Annotated in this window: 11 protein-coding genes and 1 tRNA gene; 4 read left to right on the top strand and 8 right to left on the bottom strand. The window is 45.0% G+C overall.

The window, feature by feature from the left end; translation table 11 throughout:
• Positions 1-83: 83 nt before the first annotated feature.
• Positions 84-1553, bottom strand: a complete 1470-nt coding sequence (locus tag P402_RS0107675; protein WP_026828143.1) for a glutamate synthase subunit beta — start codon at positions 1551-1553, stop codon at positions 84-86.
• Positions 1550-6028 (bottom strand): glutamate synthase large subunit, encoded by a 4479-nt coding sequence (gene gltB, locus P402_RS0107670; RefSeq protein WP_026828142.1) that lies wholly within the window; start codon positions 6026-6028, stop codon positions 1550-1552. Before gltB ends, P402_RS0107675 begins: the two co-directional genes overlap by 4 nt.
• 285 nt (positions 6029-6313) lie before the next feature.
• Between gltB and P402_RS0107660 the strand changes: the two genes are divergently transcribed.
• Together P402_RS0107660 and P402_RS0107655 are read left to right on the top strand one after the other, a co-directional pair.
• Complete coding sequence (locus tag P402_RS0107660) at positions 6314-7156, top strand: transporter substrate-binding domain-containing protein (RefSeq protein ID WP_026828141.1); 843 nt, start codon at positions 6314-6316, stop codon at positions 7154-7156.
• The gene (locus tag P402_RS0107655; RefSeq protein ID WP_026828140.1) at positions 7153-7839 is read left to right on the top strand and encodes an amino acid ABC transporter permease; all 687 of its coding nucleotides are present in this window, start codon (positions 7153-7155) and stop codon (positions 7837-7839) included. The genes P402_RS0107660 and P402_RS0107655 overlap by 4 nt, the downstream gene beginning before the upstream one ends.
• A gap of 67 nt (positions 7840-7906) precedes the next feature.
• On the opposite strand, the gene P402_RS0107650 is transcribed toward P402_RS0107655, so the two are convergent.
• Positions 7907-9529 (bottom strand): putative bifunctional diguanylate cyclase/phosphodiesterase, encoded by a 1623-nt coding sequence (locus P402_RS0107650; RefSeq protein ID WP_235188833.1) that lies wholly within the window; start codon positions 9527-9529, stop codon positions 7907-7909.
• A 412-nt stretch (positions 9530-9941) separates the two neighbouring features.
• On the opposite strand from P402_RS0107650, the gene P402_RS0107645 reads away from it, so the two are divergent.
• Positions 9942-10571, top strand: coding sequence for an FMN-dependent NADH-azoreductase (locus P402_RS0107645; RefSeq protein WP_026828138.1), 630 nt, complete (start codon positions 9942-9944; stop codon positions 10569-10571).
• Here the strand turns inward: P402_RS0107645 and P402_RS0107640 are convergent.
• The 5 genes from P402_RS0107640 to P402_RS0107620 all read right to left on the bottom strand — a co-directional run bounded on the left by P402_RS0107640 (position 10568) and on the right by P402_RS0107620 (position 13725).
• The gene (locus P402_RS0107640) at positions 10568-11443 is read right to left on the bottom strand and encodes a helix-turn-helix domain-containing protein (RefSeq protein ID WP_026828137.1); all 876 of its coding nucleotides are present in this window, start codon (positions 11441-11443) and stop codon (positions 10568-10570) included. The genes P402_RS0107645 and P402_RS0107640 overlap by 4 nt on opposite strands.
• A 23-nt stretch (positions 11444-11466) precedes the next feature.
• Positions 11467-12345: a helix-turn-helix domain-containing protein gene (locus P402_RS0107635; RefSeq protein WP_026828136.1), complete on the bottom strand. Its 879-nt coding sequence runs from the start codon at positions 12343-12345 to the stop codon at positions 11467-11469.
• Between the two features lie 28 nt (positions 12346-12373).
• On the bottom strand, positions 12374-13249 hold the full coding sequence (locus P402_RS0107630) for a helix-turn-helix domain-containing protein (RefSeq protein ID WP_026828135.1): 876 nt from the start codon (positions 13247-13249) through the stop codon (positions 12374-12376).
• A gap of 93 nt (positions 13250-13342) precedes the next feature.
• Positions 13343-13413 (bottom strand) — tRNA-Thr (locus tag P402_RS0107625).
• Positions 13414-13527: 114 nt separating this feature from the next.
• Positions 13528-13725, bottom strand: coding sequence for a hypothetical protein (locus tag P402_RS0107620; RefSeq protein ID WP_014970552.1), 198 nt, complete (start codon positions 13723-13725; stop codon positions 13528-13530).
• 149 nt (positions 13726-13874) lie between these two features.
• Here P402_RS0107620 and P402_RS0107615 point away from each other — a divergent pair, with 149 nt between their 5' ends.
• Entirely contained in the window at positions 13875-15053 is a 1179-nt protein-coding gene (locus tag P402_RS0107615; RefSeq protein WP_026828134.1) for a MalY/PatB family protein, read from the top strand.
• Positions 15054-15074 lie beyond the last annotated feature (21 nt).

Here is a 15074-nt window from a genome sequence, read left to right as displayed (position 1 = left end):
ATTGTCCAACATTCATGACAAACCAAAAAACGTTCGAATCTCCCTGAGAGGAGTCTCGAACGTTTTTTGATTTTTAGTACCGTTTAACCGGTTTGCTGGTGCAAGGTCAAGAGATGTTGCTCAACTTTTTCAGCGACTTCCCGTCCTTCCCGGATGGCCCAAACAATCAAGGACTGACCACGCCGGGCATCGCCGGCAGCAAATACACCCGGTCGGTCAGTCGCGTACGACTGCGTTTTTATCTTGCCGTTTCGTGTCTCAACCGGTAAGTGCCGTAACACATCCTGCTCGACGCCGCTGAACCCGATTGCAATCAACATCGTATCGACCGGATAATATTTTTCGGTGCCGGGAAGCTTCTGAAACTCAATCTGTCCGTCGGCATGGCGGATTTTTTCATTATGAATCGTCCAAACGCCGGTTAATCGTCCGACTTCATCCGTCGTGTAACGCTCAATCGCAATCAAGTATTCTCGTGGATCACGGCCGAATTGAACAAGCGCTTCCTCATAACCATAATCGAGGCTGTACAGATTCGGTGTATCCGGCCACATGTTGTCCGGTGTCCGTTCCGAACCCGGCATCTCGTGTTTCCCGAACTGGACGACGGATCGACAGCCTTGCCGCAGTGCCGTCGCCACACAGTCCGCTCCCGTGTCACCGCCTCCGATGACGAGGACATCTTTTCCTCGTGTATCATGCAGGTCGATTAACGATTGTCCTGTCAGAAGTTGCCGCGTCGCGCTCGTCAAATAATCCATTGCGTATCCGACACCTTGACTCGGCGCGTCTTGTATTTTTCGTGGTTCGGTTGCGCCGACACAGAGGATGACGGCATCGTAATCGGCTTCCAGCTGATCCAGTGATAGATCAAGACCGATGTTGACACCGGTTTTGAACGTGATCCCTTCCGTCTCAAGCAGGAGGACACGACGGGCGACAATCTCTTTCGAGAGTTTCATCGCCGGAATCCCATATGTCAATAATCCGCCAATTTGATCTTCGCGTTCAAACACCGTCACGTGATGCCCCGCTTGGTTCAATTGATCGGCTGCCGCTAAGCCGGCCGGCCCTGAACCGACGATTGCAATCCGGTGTTGACTTCTGACCGACGGAATACGTGGTTGGACCCATCCTTTTTCAAAACCGATATCGATGATGGTCCGTTCGATGTGCTTGATTGTGACGGCAGGTTCGTTGATGGAAAGCGTACACGATCCTTCACAAGGCGCGGGACAGACCCGGCCTGTGAATTCCGGAAAGTTATTTGTCTCTTGGAGCCGCTGAAGAGCTTCATGGAAATTCCCTTGTTCGACGAGTACATTCCACTCGGGAATTAAGTTGTAGACCGGACAACCGATTTTGACTTGTCCATATGTCTCACCAACATGGCAAAACGGTGTCCCGCAATCCATACAACGGCTGGCCTGCTCCGACGCTTCCGCTTCAGAAAAACGTTCTTTGTACTCATTAAAATCTCCGACTCGTTCCCTGCTGTCACGTTCCTTGCCTGCCTGGCGAGGAACGTTCATGAATTGATCCCGTCTCTTCATTTTTTCCCTCCTGTTCCGCGTCCAATATGCGTCTCGAATGCCAGCAACATCGCTTCTTCCGTATTGTGCCCCTGTTGCGCGTAGCCTGCCATCAAAGTCGTCACAGCTTGGTAGGTCGTCGGAATGACACGGATGAACGAGCTGAGGACATGATCCCAGTTTGCCAGGATGGCATGACCTTGTTCACTGTTCGTCCGCGCGACATGCCGTTCAATGAATGTTTTTAACCGCGTTGCCTCTTCCGGATCAGAAACGGCTCCCGTCACGACGAGTTCCCGATTGATCCGGGCCTTAAAACGTATGACGTCTTTTGGTAAGACATACGCGACACCACCTGACATTCCGGCTGCAAAATTCAGTCCGACATCGCCCAGGATGACGACACTTCCGCCCGTCATATACTCGAGACCATGGTTTCCAATCCCTTCAACGACTGCCGTTGCCCCGCTGTTCCGGACAGCAAATCGTTCCCCCGCTTGACCATTGACGTAAAGTTCGCCGCTTGTCGCCCCGTACAGTGCGACATTTCCGATGATGACCTGATCCGAAGAGACAAAACTCGATTTTGCTTGCGGACGAACGGCGATGACACCCCCTGATAATCCCTTGCCGACATAGTCGTTGGCATCTCCTGACACATTCAATGTCATGCCGCGTGGAATATACGCCCCAAGACTTTGACCGGCAGAACCTGTCAGATTCAGTGTCAGACGATCCGTCGGAAGACCCATCGCTCCGTAGAGTCGCGTCAAGCGTGATCCGGTGTTCGTCCCAATTGCCCGGTCCGTGTTCGTAACCGGGAAGCTGAAGGTTTGTTGTTCCACGAAGGATTGATCCGTGATGACAGTTTCCAGTTCACGTCCGTCAAAGGAAGCCGAGACGTGATGCTCTTGGAACTGCCGGTTTTCTGCTGAATATCCCGGCATGACGAACAAACGGGATAAATCGAGACTGGATGCCTTCCAATGTGTCTTTAACCGGTCCGATGTTTGTAACAGGTCCGTCCGACCAACTAAATCGGCTAAACGTCTCACACCGAGTTGTGCTAAATATTCACGGACTTCTTCGGCGACAAATTCCATGAAATGTACAACATGATCCGCCGATCCTGTAAATTTCTCACGCAATTTCGGATCTTGTGTCGCAACACCGACCGGACACGTATCGAGGTGGCAGGCCCGCATCATGATGCAGCCGACGGCAATTAATGGTGCCGTGGCAAAGCCGTATTCATTGGCACCGAGCATCGCAGCGATGATGACATCGCGTCCCGTCAATAACTTTCCGTCCGTTTCCAGAACGACACGGTCCCGTAATCCGTTTAAGGCCAACGTCTGGTGCGTTTCGGCCAAGCCCAGTTCCCATGGTAAACCCGTATGTTGGATACTGGTTTTCGGTGAAGCGCCGGTCCCGCCATCGTGACCGCTGATGACGATGACATCGGCCAACCCTTTGGCGACGCCGGCAGCAATCGTTCCGACACCGCCTTTTGCGACCAGTTTGACACTGATCCGCGCCCGATCATTCGCGCGTTTCAAGTCATGAATCAACTGCGCCAAATCCTCGATTGAGTAAATATCATGGTGAGGCGGAGGTGAAATTAATCCGACACCCGGTGTCGAGGCACGGACACGGGCAATCCACGGATACACCTTTTCTCCCGGCAGCTGCCCGCCCTCTCCGGGCTTCGCTCCTTGCGCAACCTTGATTTGCAGTTCGTCGGCATGGACGAGGTAATCACTCGTGACACCGAATCGTCCTGACGCAATCTGTTTGATCCGGCTCATCCGGGAGTCACCGTTTTCATCCAAATGATACCGGTCCTCTTCTTCGCCGCCTTCACCGCTGTTGCTTTTCCCGCCGAGCCGGTTCATCGCAATCGCTAATGTCTCGTGCGCCTCTTTGGATAGTGAACCGTAAGACATCGCACCCGTCTTGAAATATTTGACGATTTCACTGACAGGTTCCACTTCTTCAAGTGGAATCGGTGCCGTTTCCCGGAAAGACATCAGATGACGCAAAAACGTCGCCGGTTCTTCCTGGATCCGGGATGAATACATTTTGAACAAGTCATACCGGCCGGTCCGGCACGCATGTTGTAACAAATGAATCGTCGCCGGATTAAACGCATGATGTTCTCCGTCGTGCCGATAGCGGAAGACACTGCCGGACTCGAGGCGTGTCCGTTTGATTCCCTCTTCGTGTTGACGAAGAGCTTCTTGTTCAATCAATGGTAGGGTCAAACCGTCGAGTTGCGAAACGGTTCCGGTGAAGTAACGGTCGATGACCTGTTCGGAAATACCAACAGCCTCAAAAATTTGTGCACCCCGGTAACTGAATACCGTCGAAATGCCCATTTTGGACATGACTTTGACCACACCCTCCGTCACCGCGGACCGGTATCGCTCCGTATAGTCCGGCATTGTTTCGGCAATTGCATCCTGTAACGTCGCGTAGACAAGATAAGGATGAATGGCATCTGCTCCGTATCCGACCAAGGCAGCAAAATGATGGACTTCCCGGACTTCGCCACCTTCGATGATCAAACTGACTTTCGTTCGTAGACCTTCCCGAATCAAATGATGATGAACGGCACTCGTAGCGAGAAGAATCGGCATCGGGACAGCACCTGGCCGGACATTCCGGTCGGAAAGAATCAACAGTTCACAGCCACCCCGGACAGCATGGACAGCCTGCTCGAGTAACGCCTCGAGTGCTTCCGCGAGCGGACCGTCAAATACCGTCGAAAGCGTCTTATGAACGAGTTTCGTCTGCTTTAAAGCCGTTGCTTCCGTTGGCGTGAGAACCGGTGATGCGAGACGAATCCGGCGGCAATTTTGCCGGTTCGGTGTCAGCAATTCCCCTTGCTGACCGAGCCATGTCATCGTCGAAGTGACGATTTGTTCCCGCAACGCATCAATCGGCGGATTCGTCACCTGTGCGAATAATTGTTTAAAATACCGGAACAGTGATTGCGGTCGTTCACTTAGGACTGCAAGCGGGATATCCGTTCCCATCGCACCTAACGGGTCTTTTTTTTCTTCCACCAACGGAATCAAATATTGATCGATGTCTTCCCGTGTGTAACCAAATAATCGTTGTAACGTTCCGAGATTCGATACCTCTTCCGTATTAACGTCCGTCGGTAAAGAAATCATCTCTTCCGCCAACCACTCGGCATACGGATGACGCATCGCGAGTTCACGCTTGACCTCTTCATCTGAAATCAATTGACCAGATGCAAAATCAAGAAGTAACAATTCTCCCGGAACAAGGCGTTTCTTAAATAAAATATCGTGTTCCGCAATCGGTAGAACACCGGATTCGGAAGATAACATAAAATGACCGTCCCGCATCATCATATACCGAGCAGGTCGCAGACCATTGCGGTCGAGTGTCGCACCAATCTGTTTCCCGTTCGTGAAGACGATCGCTGACGGACCATCCCACGGTTCCATCATGCTGCTGTGGTATTCGTAATAGGCCCGTTTTGCCGGGCGGACTTCTGCATGTTCAAACGGTTCCGGCACGAGCATCAATGCCGTTTCCGCCAACGTCAATCCGGATAGATATAAAAACTCAAACGCATTATCAAGCATCGAGGAATCACTGCCCGATTCGTCCAAAATCGGTAACACATCCTTCGCCCGACGACCGTATGTCGTCTTGGCCAACCCGTTTTCCCGGCTCCGCATCGCCCGAACGTTCCCTTGTAATGTATTGATTTCTCCGTTATGGATTAAATAGCGGTTGGGATGGGCGCGTTTCCAACTCGGAAACGTGTTCGTACTGAATCTCGAGTGGACGATTGCGAAACCGGACTGATACCGTTCATCCTGCAGATCATCGAAATACAAACCGAGTTGATCCGTCGTTACAAGCCCTTTGTAGACGATCGTCTCGCTTGAGCTGCTTAAGACGTATTGTTCAATGCCGTGTTGCTCCGCCTCTCGCTCAAACAGTCGACGAATCAAGAACAATGTCCGCTCGAACGCTAATCCCTCCACGTTCTTCGCTTCGATAAAACATTGGCGGATGACAGGTTCCGTTTGACGTGCTTTATCTCCGATGACCGTGTTCGTAACCGGGACAGTTCGCCACTCAATCAACCGTTGTCCTTCCGATAAGATGATCGATTCCAAAACACGTTCCAATCGTTGACGTAACCGGTCTTCTCGAGGTAAAAACATCATCATTACCCCGTAGTCCCCACTTTGCGGTAAGTTGATATTTCGTAACGTTTGGCGGAAGAGACGATCCGGTATTTGCGTGAGGATGCCGGCTCCGTCGCCTGTTTTCGCATCACTCCCTTGTCCCCCCCGATGTTCCATCTGACACAACATCTTCAAGGCGTTTTGAACGATTTCATGACTTGCTCGTCCGGTCCGATGAGCATAAACTCCGATTCCACATGCATCGTGTTCCTGTCTCGGATCATAAAGTCCTTGCCGTTGCGGTATTTGATGAAATGACATATTACCACGCTCCTAACCGTTCAAAATTTTCTGTATATTCTGTTAAAATATACTTTACACTTTTTTATGTTTATTCGCTACTATGTATATTTCCAAAAATTAACCACTCCAACTCCTTGATAGACCGTATCATCATGATGATAACGCTTACATATAGATGAATAATTTTTTTGAATAAAATATTTTTCAAGAGACTATTCATTTTTGCGCCAATTCCTTTTTCCGTGGTATTTTTAAATAGAAAGTAAATTATCAGTGCTTGTTAGGAAAAGGAGAATTTAAACGATGAAAAACTCTGTGAAATGGACGGGTCTCTTGATTGCAGGAACTGCCCTGGTCCTTAGTGCATGTGGTCAGGAAGAAAAACAAATGACCGCATACGATAAAATTAAAAAAGAAGGAACCTTGACCGTAGCAACGGCTGGTACACTTTATCCGACCTCATTCCATGAAGAAAAAAGTAATAAATTAACCGGATTTGATGTCGAAGTCGTCAAAGAAATCGCTAAACGTCTTGATTTAAAAGTAGCATTTAAAGAAATGTCTTTTGACGGTATGCTGACAAGCGTGAACACCGGTCAAGTGGATTTAGCAGCCAACGACATTACGATTACGGATGAACGTAAAGGAAAGTTTGCCTTCTCTAAACCATACAAATATACGTATGGGACGGCGATTGTCCGTAAAAGTGATTTATCTGGCATTAAATCCCTCGAAGATTTAAAAGGTAAAAAAGCAGCCGGAGAAGCAACGACGACTTACATGCAAGTGGCCAAGAAATTTGGTGCAAAAGAAGTCACTTATGATAATGCGACGAATGATCAATATTTGCGTGATGTCTCGAACGGACGGACAGATGTCATCTTAAACGATTATTACCTGCAGAGCCTGGCTGTCGATTTCTTTAAAGATTTCGACATTACGATTCACCCTGATATCGCCTACAATCCAAGTCAGGTCGGACTCATCATGGATTTAGACAACAAAGAGTTACAGTCGAACATCAATGCTGAAATCGACAAGATGAAGAAAGATGGGACGCTTGCTAAACTGTCGAAGACATTCTATGCCAATAAAGACGTCTCGAAAATGCCTGACATCAAGACGACGCTCGTTGACGTGAATTGAACAGCTTCTTTGAGATTGAATGGCGGTCCGTCTTTAATCCAGAATTAGCACGAGAAGCCTTTCCCTATATCTTAGGTGGTCTCGGTCATACACTTTGGATCTCGTTGCTCAGCATGGTGATTGGCCTTGGTCTCGGTTTGTTACTTGCTTTGGCTCGTTTATCCACATCACGTCTGTTACGAGCAATTGCCACTCTCTATATTTCATTCATGCGTGGTGTTCCGATTCTTGTCTTATTATTCATGTTTTATTTTGGTTTGCCGGTTATAAACATTCAACTGGATGCATTGACGGCTGCCATTGCCGGTTTTAGTTTGAACAGTGCCGCCTATATGGCTGAAATCATTCGGTCATCACTCTTATCGGTGGACCGCGGTCAACAGGAGGCCGCACAATCGCTCGGACTTTCCAGATACCGTGTGTTCACAGGAATCATCTTGCCTCAGGCTGTTCGACTGGCGATTCCTCCGCTGTCAAACGTTCTTCTTGATTTGGTCAAAGCCTCTTCGCTTGCCGCCATGATTACGGTCCCGGAGATTTTCCAACGGGCGAAGATTGTCGGTGGACGGGAGTTCGACTACATGACAGTTTATTTTGTCATCGCCTTTATCTACTGGGGTATCTGTGCCGTCATCGCTGCCGGACAAGAAATGCTCGAACGTCATTTCGCCCGCTATTTATAACATGCAAAAGCTCAACCGTTTTCGCAGACGTCACGTGACGAAAGTGAAACATGGTTGAGCTTTTGTATTAGGCTTCTTGGTCGAGTAATGGTTCAACAGATAATGCTTCCAGCGGCTTATGGAATAAATAACCTTGAAGCGTCTGACACCCTAGTTCTGTCAAGAGTTCCGCTTCTTCCATTCCTTCAATTCCTTCTGCGACAATCGTCATCTTCAAACGATTTCCTAGTTGGATGATCATTTCGACGATAGCTCGTTTTTCTTCCGAATCGATTGCAGCACGAACAATCTCTTTCGGAATTTTTAACTGATCGAAAGGTAATTCGACGAGGGTTTGCATCGACGAAAATCCTGTCCCGAAATCGTCAAGCGCAATCCGGATTCCATGGAGGTGCAACTCATTTAAGGTTTCAATGATTTGTACCGTTCCCTCAATAAAGATATGTTCCGTCATTTCAATCTCCAATAAGTAGGGCGGAAAACCGGTCGTTCGTAGAATCTCCAAAACCTTTTCGGTAAAGTCTTCTTGTCGCAACTGCCAAGGCGAAACATTGACGGCAATCGTTATTGGTTTTCGTCCTTGGTCTAACCATTTCTGTCCTTGCAGGCAGGCTTTACGCATTACCCATCCTCCAAGTGTCTCGATGAATCGCGTCCGTTCTGCCAATGGAATGAATTCCAGTGGTGAAATCAGCCCATATTTCGGATGATTCCAGCGGACTAAAGTTTCCGCTCCCGTGATGCGATGATTACCAGAATTGACTTGTGGCTGAAACAAGACAAAGAAATCGCGGTCAAGATCGGCATCATATAAGTCACGCGTCAACTGCATTGCTCGTTTACGTTCATTTTGAGTTACTTGATCCGTGATGGCGAACGTATTTTTCCGATTTGATTTTGCCGTAAATAAAGCAATCTCGGCATCATTGATGACGTGATCAATCGATTCTCCGTTGACGAATGAAACCCCGATACTCGCCGTCACATTGATTTGCTTAAAATCAATCTGGACACGTTCAGAAATACTCGCTAAAATCTCATCGCATAATCGATCCGGTTGCGAAGATGTCGCGTGTAATAAAAAGGCACTTCCACTCGCTTTTGCGACGATGCAATCAGAAAAACGTGTCATCAACCGTTTTCCGATAATATGAAGCGTCCTGTCTCCCGTCCGGTAACCGAAAGCGTCATTGACTGTCTTGAAGTCATCCAGGTCGATCAGACAGATAATATCTCCTGTCACTGCTTTTTTCTCTGTTTCAATGACAAAAAAGGACCGATTCGCCAGTTCCGTGACCGAATCGAAGAAGGCTTGTTCCTTTAATCGTTTCAAGTAGTCGATATTTCGTTCCAAGCGCGTAACATATTGCCTATGGATCAACAGACTAATCAGTGTCGCGATAAGAATCAATCCAATGCGTGCGATATGATCGGTTGAACTAAAAACCGATGTGCCTGTCGGTGCTTTTAACCAGACATACAACAGGGACAGGATACTGATCCCCGTCGCATACAGTAACATCGTTCGATTGATGACGACTAAGGACGTCAAGACGAATAGTAGCGAGGCTGCCCAAACCGTCTGTGCCCCATTATTGATATACGGATAGTTGATGAAAGGGATTAATAAGAAGACGCTCGACATCACATGCGGTTTCCAACGATCAGTCAAATCACTTTTCCCAATCAAAAACTGAATTCCTCCCACACTGAAAATTATAAGGGCACGCCATCCGATAGACCAATCCAGCCCGGTTCGGCTCATACTGCTTGAAAAAACATATAAAAGGGAACCACAACTCGTCAGCACAAAAATAATCATCCCGAACAGCCGGTAATTTGCTTTTACTTCGCGATGATAGTGAAGATTTTCCGATGAAGGACGGGTATGCGCCTTCATATCATCCCCTCTTTTCCGTAAATTCATTCTTTCCTTTTCCTTCTTAAGTTGGAATTAAAACCTAAATACTCCATCAGTTTGCTTTTCATTCATCACAGAATTTAAGGCCAGGAAGCCAACTGCTTCAGTGGTGTTCGTGTCAGGTCTAAAGAAGTCTTTAATCGGGTACTTGACTAATAAAGATCGAAAGGAGTGTTATGTCATGGGCCGTCTGTTATTTATCGAAGCGAATGATAGTACACATCAAACGAAAGGAATCAGCTCCCACATGAATGAAGCCTTTTTATCGCGTTACCGGACACATCATCCGGACGATGAAGTCGTTGTATTAAATTTATTCGAGGAACGGTTACCGTTTTTTGATTTACGTCTCGCAACTGCTGCCGCCAAACTGTTTCGCGGGGAAATCGTAGAGACCGATGAACATGTCCCGCTCGACAAATTACAAGAGTATCTGACCGGGTTTCTCGAGTCGGACAAAATCGTTTTCTCTTTCCCGATGTGGAACCTGACCGTCCCGGCACCCCTTCATAACTATATGGATTATCTTGCGCAAGCAGGTCAGACATTCCGTTATACAGCAGAAGGGTCGATCGGATTGGTGAAGGGAAAACAAGTATTGTTGTTGCATTCACGCGGCGGGGACTACTCGACTGCAGATAAAGCGGATTCCGAGCATGCCGTTCGCTACATGCTCGACATACTCCGTTTCTTCGGCATTGAAGATGTTCAGACCATCATTTTAGAAGGACACCAACAGTATCCGGACCGCGCGGAGGAACTCGTCAAAAAAGCCCTCTCCGCATGTGAGAAGGCCGGGGAAACATTTTAAAATCTGTACAGTAAAAACTCTTCATGGCTATCTATGACAAGTTGTTCGTAACTTGGCATCTCAAAGGCTTTAAACAGACTATAGGAAAGTGTAAAATCTCGCTTAATATCATCCATGGTACCATTTGTTTTTTTAGTGAAATAACCGCGTTGAAAATAAAAATGTCCCAAGAACGAAGCATCATCCAAAGCAAGGCTTTCCTGAATTCCAGTCGCTACTACTTGTAGACCTTTTTCATAATTCTTTTGAAATGACAGTTGCTGGGCGTGGTTGTAAATGATTTTAATTCTGGCTTTCTTTAATTCAATCGTATCAAATTTCAGACGTAAGACGTCTTCAAAAACACTTTCCGAATGAACAAATTGTTTGTTTTCAAAATAAAAATTTGCAATCGCCATCTTGATCCGCAGATACATTTGAGGTGATTCAAACCAAACTTCTGCCGTATCCGTTAAATGTGCTAATTGGGAGATACTCGATCGAAAATCTAATTTTTTAGTACGTTCATTGCATACTATTTCAAAATACTCCAACAGGAGTAAGATTTCCTTGTTTGTTGACTGACTTCTTATTTGCTCAATTTGATTTATTAACTCATCAAATTGTTGGCTTCGGAATAAACTTGTAAGAAGTCGGTCACATTCACGGAATTCCTCACTTTTATATTGATCGCGAAATAACATCGACATCGGAATACGTAAGCGTTTAGCGATTTGTTGTAACAAGTCAATTGTTGGTGAGTTCCGTCCATTTTCAATCTTGCTGATTTCTGCCTGACTACATATCCCGTCACACAATTCTTTTTGTGTCATTTTTTTTTGTTTACGAATGCGCTTGATTTCATTTCCAATTGATACAGGTAGTGAATTCATTAACTGTCTCCCTTGATAAAACCTTATAAGAACTTAAACAATAAATAATCATTTCTTCCTTTTTCAACAATCTCGACGTAACGATCTAAGTTAAATGCAGTAAACAAAGTATACGACATCGAATAATCATCTTTTACTGTTTGCAGATCAAAATTTAATTTTTCTTTAAAATTAGCACGTTGATAATAAAAATGCCCTAAAAAAGAAGAATTCTTTCGGTCTATGCTTTCAGATATACCTAGTTCCGTCACTTTCACCCCTTCTTGATAGTCCCCTTGAAAAAATAATTGTTGCGCATGGTTATATAAGATTTTAATTCGTAAGTTTTTAAATTCTTCCGTATTGTAATCCATCGCTAGTATTGCTTCGTAAATCTTTCTTGAATGTACAAACTGATGGTTCAAATAATAGTAGTTTGCAATTGCTAACTTAATTCTTACATACATTAATGGTGACTCGTACCACACTTCTTCTTGATCTGCTAGAAATGATAACTCCGAAATACAGGATCGATAATCTAAAGATTTTTTACCTTCTAATGCAATCAATTCAAAATATTTAGCAAGTAGATATATCGAAGTATTTATCGGAGCAGAAAAAATTTCTTTGACAGAATCAATAACAGCATCAAATTTTTGATTGCGAAAAAGTTGCGTCCACTCATGATCGTATTTTTGAAACGATATCGCCTGTGTGTCTTCCTCGAATAATTGTAACATTGAGACATTTAATCGGTTAGCGATTTTTTGAATCGTATCAACCGTCGCGGATACTTTTCCTTGTTCAATTTTACTTAATTCTGCTTGACTACAAATATTTTGGCAAACTTCTTTTTGTGTCAGTTGTTGTTCAAGACGGATTCGTCTTAATTGATTTCCGATTGAATTTGAAAGTGAAGTCATTTTTTAAACAGCCCTTTATAATCAATATTCATCCTATTGGCAAAAAGAAATTTCGTTTTACTTCTCTAACAATATTTGCATATCGATTCATATGAAATGCCGTAAATAATTCATATGCGATAACATAACTTTGACGGGTTTCTTCACTATCTCCATATATTGCTTCTAAGACTTCCCCCATTTGATAATGAAGATGTGCGATATAAGAAGTATTCTTTAAAAGCACACTAGAATGAATACCTTTTGATGCAACATTTAGACTCTCTTCATAGTCCCCGATTTTAAACAATAGTTTTGCATGATTATATATAACTTTCAACTGCTGTTCGATCACTTTTTCATTACTAAAATCAAAATGTGTCTCTTCTAACTCTTTATATAGCTTTTCAGCTTGTTTATACTCCTGATTTTCTGCGTACAAAATAGCTATTGCCATTTTTACTCTTAAATACAAATCCGGATAATTGTATTTAATATCATAATATTCAATTAATCGAGAAAGCTGAACAGATGTCGTCCTGTGGTCAAAATTATTCAAACGGTATTCGCTGATAATCTGATAATATTTGAGCAAGATCATTGTCTCGTCAAATCTATCATCGGTAGTAATATCATACAACCGAATCTGTTCATAACTTCCTTCTCTAGTTAATTGCAGCAATATATGATCTATTTTTTTTACACTTTCTTGCTGCTTTTGGTTTTCAAGTAAGAAAGAAACAGGTATCTCAAGTCGATCCGCGATTTGTTGTAATAAATCAACCGTTGGTGAATTTCGTCCATTCTCGATTTTACTGATTTCTGCCTGACTACAAATTCCCTGGCACAGTTCGGCTTGTGTCCAATTCCGTTCTTGTCGGATCCGCTTAATTTCGTTGCCAATCGAAACATTTAATTGATTCATGGATGTCTCCTTCAAGATCAGTCCCTGTTTTAAACAAAAAACAGGTCCTCCGTTCAAGTGATTGACTTGTGACGGAAGACCTGTTTATTTTGATGCTTCCGGCGAGAATCGAACTCGCACTGCAGCATTACCATTGCTGAGGTCTGCCATTAACCTACGGAAGCCTGTTTTTTCTAATATTAGTATAACGTAAGCCTAAATGAATATCAACTTTTTCAGGAAAATACAAAAAAAGCAGTTAAGGGAAACTCTGCTCCCCTAACTGTTTTGACGATGCATTAAAGGACTGTTTTAGTTAATGAGTTATCAAAGACAATCAACACAGAATAATGTTCATCCGCTTTCGATGCGACGAATGTCGAGAATTTAAGTGTGATGATTGAATTTGAACCGACACCATTTTCCTCAAAGAAATGATTAAGTCGTTCTTCGAGTTCTTCTGGTGATCGTCCTACTAACACTTTTGAATGTAACATAAAATCCACCCCGTCCTTTTTTTTGTGTACGATATTGAGTTTTCCCATGCGTCCTTTGTTTAAAACCTCTATTTTTCTAACTTGCCGAATTGAGACCCGTTCGGTACTGTGAAGATAGAGTTAAGTTTATATCGAAAGGACTGAACAAAATGAATGAGCATATGTTTGATGAAGTGTTGGAGAAAAGACAAACCGGGTCCGCCAAATGGGATGGTTTGAAACAACTGTTCGGATCGGATCAACTGATTCCGATGTGGGTGGCAGATATGGATGTCCGCCCTGCCGACTCGATAACAAAAGCTTTGACAAGACGGGCAGCAAGCGGCAACTTTGGTTATTCTCTGTTTGAAGAAAAAGCAAAACATGCCATTCAGCATTGGTTTGACAAACGTTATTATCAATCGGTCGATCCGGCGACGATCCTCTATTCCAGCGGCGTCGTTCCTGCACTTGCGCACAGCGTATTGGCCCTGACCGAAGAAAACGATGAAATCATCATCCAGACTCCTGTCTATCCGCCTTTCCATCACGTCATAGAAGCGAACGGACGACGTTTAGTCGAAAATCCACTTGGTTTACAGAATGACCGGTATGAAATCGACTTTACATTGCTCGAACAACAGATGAAGACAGCACGCATGATCATTTTATGTAATCCGCATAACCCGACCGGTCGCGTGTTCAGCTTCGATGAATTGAAACGACTGGTCGCACTTGCTAAACAATACGGCGTCTACGTCTTGTCGGATGAAATCCATGCCGACTTGCTGTTTTCAAATGTAACGCATCATCCGATTATCGCGTTTGATTACGATCAGGTAATACTAGTCAGTGCTCCGTCTAAAACATTCAATATCCCGGGACTGTATGCTTCTTATCTGATTGTACCGAACGCTGACTTACGTCTTAAAATCGAGCAGGTGCAGCAGGCGAACTTCGTGCATCCGAATGCTTTTGCGGCAACGGCCATCATTGCTGCTTATGAGGACCCGGAAAGTGAGCATTGGTTACAGGAGTTGTTGGTTTACCTTGAGGAGAACCGTAACTATGCCATACAAAGGATTCAGACGGAAATGCCTCGTCTCACCGTCGTAACACCGGACGCCACTTTCTTGCTTTGGATTGACTGTGCCGCTCTTCCTTTTGATTCGAAAGAGCGGGCTGACTGGTTAGTCGAGCAGGCCGGGCTTGCCCTGACACACGGACAACCGTTCGGAAAAAATGCTTCGACGTTTGAACGCCTGAATTTCGGATGCCCGCGCAGTCAGTTGGACGAAGCTCTTGACCGTCTTCAAACGGCTTACCAGACGATTGTCTTTACAGATTAAGTTACGTTTACGCCTGCGATT

Source organism: Exiguobacterium sibiricum 7-3, from assembly GCF_000620865.1.
GTDB classification, from domain to species: Bacteria; Bacillota; Bacilli; order Exiguobacteriales; family Exiguobacteriaceae; genus Exiguobacterium_A; species Exiguobacterium_A sibiricum_A.
The sequence above is the reverse complement of the archived record's forward strand: the minus strand, read 5'-3'. Positions and strand labels throughout refer to the sequence as shown.

Coding starts and splice junctions, on each gene's coding strand:
- P402_RS0107675 (WP_026828143.1), bottom strand. CDS start 1,553: ATGAAGAGACGGGATCAATTCATGAACGTTCCTCGCCAGGCAGGCAAG.
- gltB (WP_026828142.1), bottom strand. CDS start 6,028: ATGTCATTTCATCAAATACCGCAACGGCAAGGACTTTATGATCCGAGA.
- P402_RS0107660 (WP_026828141.1), top strand. CDS start 6,314: ATGAAAAACTCTGTGAAATGGACGGGTCTCTTGATTGCAGGAACTGCC.
- P402_RS0107645 (WP_026828138.1), top strand. CDS start 9,942: ATGGGCCGTCTGTTATTTATCGAAGCGAATGATAGTACACATCAAACG.
- P402_RS0107640 (WP_026828137.1), bottom strand. CDS start 11,443: ATGAATTCACTACCTGTATCAATTGGAAATGAAATCAAGCGCATTCGT.
- P402_RS0107635 (WP_026828136.1), bottom strand. CDS start 12,345: ATGACTTCACTTTCAAATTCAATCGGAAATCAATTAAGACGAATCCGT.
- P402_RS0107630 (WP_026828135.1), bottom strand. CDS start 13,249: ATGAATCAATTAAATGTTTCGATTGGCAACGAAATTAAGCGGATCCGA.
- P402_RS0107620 (WP_014970552.1), bottom strand. CDS start 13,725: ATGTTACATTCAAAAGTGTTAGTAGGACGATCACCAGAAGAACTCGAA.
- P402_RS0107615 (WP_026828134.1), top strand. CDS start 13,875: ATGAATGAGCATATGTTTGATGAAGTGTTGGAGAAAAGACAAACCGGG.